This window comes from Micromonospora maritima (assembly GCF_902825405.1).
In the GTDB taxonomy this organism is placed as follows: domain Bacteria; phylum Actinomycetota; class Actinomycetes; order Mycobacteriales; family Micromonosporaceae; genus Micromonospora; species Micromonospora maritima.
In genome coordinates this window covers 1-4,745 of record NZ_CADEAU010000410.1, presented here as the reverse complement: position 1 = coordinate 4,745, position 4,745 = coordinate 1, and the positions used below count along the sequence as shown (strand labels likewise).

Here is a 4,745-nt window from a genome sequence, read left to right as displayed (position 1 = left end):
GGCGCGGCGGCCCGGGCCCTGCTGCTCGGCGCGTTGCGCCCGTGGCGGTTGGCCGCGCTGCCGGCACCGGCGTCCCGGCTGGACCGGGTGCTGGTCTGGCTGGTGCCGGCGGTGGTGCTGGTGGCGAGCCGGCTGGCGTTCACCTGGTTCGCCGCGCCCGCGCACCTGCTGGTCACGCTCGGCGGGTGGGCGCTGTTCGCGCTCGTCGCCCGGCTGGTGGTGGGCCGGCGGGACCCCTTCCACCTGTGGGCGGTGCTCGGCGGGGTGGCGGTGCTGCGCAGCGCCCTGCTGCTGGCGGTGCTGGCCGGGCGCGGGCCGGGCCGCTACTGGTTCGTGTTCTGGACCGCGCCGGCCCGCCGCGCGGTCTACCTGACCGTGGCGGTGGCGGCGTTCTGCTGGCTGTTCGTGGCGACCGCCGTGGTGCTGCGCGACAGGTACGGGCTGACCCGCCGCCGCGCCGTCGGGCGGACGCTCACCGCCGCCGGGGTGCCGCTGGCGGTGCTCGCCGGGCTGGTCGCGTCCGTCGGCGCGGAACGCGCGCTGACCGTGTGGAACGACCAGATGGCGCTGCTGCCCTGGGGGTTGTCCCGGATCCTCGGCATCACCGTCTACCTGGGCGTGCCGACCGGGCTGCCCGGGTACGCGGCCGGCGCCGGGGTGGTCCTGGCCGCGGCCGGGCTGCTGCTGTCGGTCGGCCGTCAGGTCAGCGGGGACGGCGACTCCGCGCCGGGCAGCAGCATCCGGGGCGCGCCGGAGCCGTCGGCCGGCACCGACCAGACGTCCGGTCGGCCGTCGTCCTGGCGCAGCGTGTAGGCAAGTGTCGTCCCGTCCAGCCAGGCGGCCTGGTCGTCCACGCTGGCCCGCTCGGCGGTGGCGGTCACCCGCATGGTGCGCAGGTCGAGCACGGACAGCCGCCAGCCCTTCGCCGGGTCGGCGTCGACCGCCTCCTTGAACGCGATCCGGGTGCCGTCCGGCGACAGCGACGGGCACTCGACGTTCTCCCGTACCGTCGTCACGGTCCGGGCGGCGGCGTCGCCCCGGACCAGCCAGCGCTTCCCGGCGGTGGACAGGGTGGCGTAGAACGTGTTGTCGTCGCCGGCGAACGTGACGCCCCAGACGTTGACGTCGGGGCTGCGGTAGGGCCGGCCGTCGCGGCGGATCGCGAAGTCCTCCAACGTGGTGACGGCGGCACCGGTGCGGGTGTCGAGGAAGCCGGTGCGGGTGGAGAACCCGCTGCTGGTGTAGGAGTCCCCGCCGACGAACGTGGTCCACGAGACCATCCGGCCCGACGCCGACACCCGGGCCCGGTTGGGCAGCCCCGGCACGTCCAGCCGGCGGGTCGGGCGCAGCTCCGCGTCGAGCACCACCACCTGGTACGACCACGCGCTGCTCGGGGCCAGGCAGACGCCGGTGCCGGCGGCGGCGTACACCCGAAGGCACTCCCGGTCGGCGACGGCGCGCGGGCCGGTGGGGTCGGCCAGCGCGGCGGTGGAGACGTGCCGGTCGGTGACGGCGAGCAGCCGTGGCCCGGGACGGAGCGTGACCGCGCGGTCGGCGGCCGAGGCGGGCGCCGGGGCGCTCCGCGCCGACACGACGGCGTACCCGGCGGCCAGCGTGCCCAGGACGACCACCGAGGCGGCCAGGGTGACGAGTTTCGCGCGCGTCGACGTCATCGGGACGACCTCCGGGTCAGCGGGGCGAGCAGGAACACGCTGACCAGCAGCGCGACGGCGACGGCCAGGGCCGCGACGGCGACGGCCGCGCGCGGGCCCCAGACCTGCCAGGCCAGACCGAACAGGACCGAGGAGAGCAGGTACGCCAGCGCCTGGCCGGTCTGCACGAGCGCGATGCCCGTGGTGCGGACCCGGGCCGGCAGCACCGGGCCGGCGAGCGCGATCAGCACGCCGTCGGTGGCGGCGTAGAACAGGCCGTAGAGCGCGAGCGTGAGCACGAGCAGCGGCCAGCCGTGCACCGGGCCGGCGAGCAGCAGGTACGTCCCGAAGAGCGCGCCGTAGCCGCCGACCACCACGGGCAGCCGGCCGATCCGGTCGGCCAGCGCGCCGAGCGGGCCGGCGAGCAGCAGGTACGCCAGGCTGGTCCCGACCGCGAGCAGCGGGAACCAGCGCAGGCCGACGTCCTCGCGTCGTTGCAGCAGCAGGTAGACGAAGCCGTCGCCGATGGTGGCGAGCCCGAGCAGCGCGGCGGCCAGCACCAGGCGGCGGGCCGGACGGTCGCGCAGCAGGCCGGCCGCCTCGCGCACGGTGACCCGCCGCTCGTCCGCCCCGCCGGCGGCCCCGACCGGCGCCGGCCGTTCCCGCACGAAGAGCACGAGCACGACGACGGCCAGCGCGGCCACGCAGAAGCTGGCGACGAAGACCGCGTCGTAGTCGGGCCCGACGGCGAGCAGGACCGCGAACGCGACGAGCGGACCGAGGAACGCCCCGACGCCGTCCATGGCCCGGTGCACGCCGAACGCCCGGCCCAGCGCGTCGGGCGGGGTGGCCAGCGTGATCAACGCGTCGCGGGGTGCCGTGCGGATGCCCTTGCCGAGCCGGTCCACCGCGATCACCGCGCCGATCGCCGGCACCGACCGGCCGGCGAGCAGCAGCCCGAGCTTGGCCACGGCGGAGAGCGCGTACCCGGCCCCGGCGACGAGCTTGCGCCGCCGGAACCGGTCGGCCACGAAACCGCCGACCACCCGCAGCACGGCGGTGGCGCCGGTGTACACGCCGTCGAGCACGCCGAACGCAAGCGGACTGAGGTTGAGCCCGAGCACCAGGTACAGCGGCAGCACCGCGGTGACCATCTCGGCGGACACGTCGGTGATCAGGCTGACCGTGCCGAGGGCGAGCACGGTGCCGCCGACCCCGGCCAGGCGGCGGCGCGGCCGGCCCCCGGCGGGCGCATCGGTCGCCGGCCGGGACACGGTCGACAGGTACACGGACGGCCCCCTCCGGGTCGACGACGGGACGAGCAGCCATCGTGCGGGCGGGGATCCGGCGCCACAACGGACGGTCGGTGCCGGCCAGGCGTGCGGCCGGCGAACGATCCGGAAACATCGAGGAGTTTCCCCGTCCGGACGCGCCGTTCACCCGGCCGTCAACCGCCGGTCCATCGACCTTCCTACATTCCGTGGGCTGTCATCACCCCCACGGAAGGGGCCCTGGATGGGCATTCGACTCCCCCGGCCGCCGGTCGCGCTGGGCGCGGCCGTGCTGCTGGTCGCCGCCGGCACCGCCGCCGTCCTCACCGGACCGGGCGCCGCGTCGGCCGCGAGCGTCACGTTCACCCCGGTCGCCGACACGTACGTGCAGAGCGACGCGGCCGGCACCAATTACGGCAGCTCCACCCAGATCGTGGTGGACAACTCCCCGGTCCGCCGGACGTTCCTGCGGTTCGCCGTCAGCGGAGTCGGCGGCACGGTCACCAACGCCAAGCTGAGGCTGCGCACGATCAGCGGCAACAACGGCAGCAGCGTCGGCGGCACCGTGCGGGCGATGTCCAGCACCTCCTGGTCGGAGACCGGCACCACCTGGAACAACCAGCCGGCGATCGACGGCGCCACCCTGGGCTCGATCGGGTCGGTCGGCGCCGGCAGCTGGTACGAGGTCGACGTCACCGCGGCGGTCACCGGCAACGGCACGTTCAGCTTCGGGGCCACCTCCACCAGCAGCGACGGCGCCTACTACAGCTCCCGGGAGAGCGGCGGCAACGCCCCGCAACTGGTGGTCACCACCGGCAGCACCCCGCCGTCCGGTGACCCGGTGCTGGTCGGCGCCGGTGACATCAGCAACTCCGGCTCCGGCGACAGCGCCACCGCGGCGCTGCTCGACGGCATCTCCGGCACCGTGTTCACCACCGGCGACAACGTCTACGACAGCGGCACCGCGTCGGAGTTCAGCAACTACTACGACCCCACCTGGGGCCGGCACAGGGCCCGTACCCGCCCGTCGCCGGGCAACCACGACTACAACACCTCCGGCGCGAGCGGCTACTACAGCTACTTCGGCAGCCAGGCCGGGCCGTCCGGGCGCGGCTACTACTCGTACGACCTGGGCAACTGGCACGTGGTGTCGCTGAACTCCAACATCAGCATGTCCGCCGGGTCGGCGCAGGAGCAGTGGCTGCGGTCGGACCTGGCCGCCAGCACCAAGCCGTGCACGCTCGCCTACTGGCACCACCCGCTCTACACGTCCAGCTCCAACCACGCGCCGTCGACCGGCACCCGCCCGCTCTACCAGGCGCTCTACGACTACGACGCGGACGTCGTGGTGTGGGGTCACAACCACGTGTACGAACGGTTCGCGCCGATGAACGCCAACGGCGGCTACGACGCCTCCCGAGGTCTGCGCAGCTTCGTCGCCGGGATGGGCGGTGCCAGCCACTACGGCTTCGGCACCATCCAGCCCAACAGCGAGGCCCGCAACAGCAGCGCGTACGGCGTCCTGAAGTTCACCCTGCACGCCACCACCTACGACTGGCAGTTCGTGCCGGTGGCCGGCCAGACGTACAGCGACAGCGGCACCGGCAGCTGTCACTGACGCACACCGCCCCGGCCGGGCGGTCCCGGCCGGGGCGGTGTGCCACCTCCCGTCCCGGGGTACCGCAGAGTCAGGAGCACCGGTGAGGAGGACGAGATGACCGACCCCAGGTACGCACCGATCGGGCTGGCCGCCGCCGGGCGGCTGGTGCCCGACGACGGCGAGACCGGCGGCGGCGAGGTCGTCGGCGCGGACGACGCGGCG

3 protein-coding genes and 1 pseudogene are annotated in these 4,745 nt (G+C 74.8%); 2 read left to right on the top strand and 2 right to left on the bottom strand.

Going from position 1 to position 4,745, the window contains the following annotated elements; translation table 11 throughout:
- Window positions 1-813 (top strand): annotated as a pseudogene (locus HUW36_RS25825) (hypothetical protein); the annotation flags it as partial.
- Here the strand turns inward: HUW36_RS25825 and HUW36_RS25820 are convergent.
- Together HUW36_RS25820 and HUW36_RS25815 are read right to left on the bottom strand one after the other, a co-directional pair.
- On the bottom strand, window positions 699-1,673 hold the full coding sequence (locus HUW36_RS25820) for a TolB family protein (protein ID WP_174530531.1): 975 nt from the start codon (window positions 1,671-1,673) through the stop codon (window positions 699-701). The pseudogene HUW36_RS25825 and the gene HUW36_RS25820 overlap by 115 nt on opposite strands.
- The gene (locus HUW36_RS25815) at window positions 1,670-2,941 is read right to left on the bottom strand and encodes an MFS transporter (RefSeq protein ID WP_174530530.1); all 1,272 of its coding nucleotides are present in this window, start codon (window positions 2,939-2,941) and stop codon (window positions 1,670-1,672) included. The genes HUW36_RS25820 and HUW36_RS25815 overlap by 4 nt, the downstream gene beginning before the upstream one ends.
- A gap of 226 nt (window positions 2,942-3,167) precedes the next feature.
- On the opposite strand from HUW36_RS25815, the gene HUW36_RS25810 reads away from it, so the two are divergent.
- Window positions 3,168-4,541 (top strand): CBM96 family carbohydrate-binding protein, encoded by a 1,374-nt coding sequence (locus HUW36_RS25810; protein WP_174530529.1) that lies wholly within the window; start codon window positions 3,168-3,170, stop codon window positions 4,539-4,541.
- Window positions 4,542-4,745: the final 204 nt, after the last annotated feature.

Excerpts from the sequence above, each read along its gene's own strand:
- HUW36_RS25820 (WP_174530531.1), bottom strand. The coding sequence starts at position 1,673 with ATGACGTCGACGCGCGCGAAACTCGTCACCCTGGCCGCCTCGGTGGTC.
- HUW36_RS25810 (WP_174530529.1), top strand. The coding sequence starts at position 3,168 with ATGGGCATTCGACTCCCCCGGCCGCCGGTCGCGCTGGGCGCGGCCGTG.